Genomic DNA, 257 nt, shown 5'->3' with positions numbered 1-257 from the left:
CATCGCGACTTACCAAACCATTGCAAACTCCGAATACCGAGACGGACTGTATGGGAGACACACGGCGGGTGCTAACGTCCGTCGTGAAAAGGGAAACAACCCAGACCCACAGCTAAGGTCCCAAATTTTGTGCTAAGTGGAAAACCATGTGGAAAGGCACAGACAGCCAGGAGGTTGGCTTAGAAGCAGCCACCCTTTAAAGAAAGCGTAATAGCTCACTGGTCGAGTCGGTCTGCGGGGAAGATTTAACGGGGCTA

General features: G+C 51.8%; 1 rRNA gene. It reads left to right on the top strand.

What is annotated here, in order from left to right:
* Nucleotides 1-257, top strand: a 23S ribosomal RNA gene (locus tag MRBLST15_RS21095); the annotation flags it as partial.

The sequence above is a fragment of the Stenotrophomonas sp. LST15-1-1.1 genome, from assembly GCF_040815575.1.
GTDB classification, from domain to species: domain Bacteria; phylum Pseudomonadota; class Gammaproteobacteria; order Xanthomonadales; family Xanthomonadaceae; genus Stenotrophomonas; species Stenotrophomonas lactitubi_B.
Note: the sequence above shows the minus strand (reverse complement) of the source record. Positions and strands in the feature narration are given on the sequence as shown.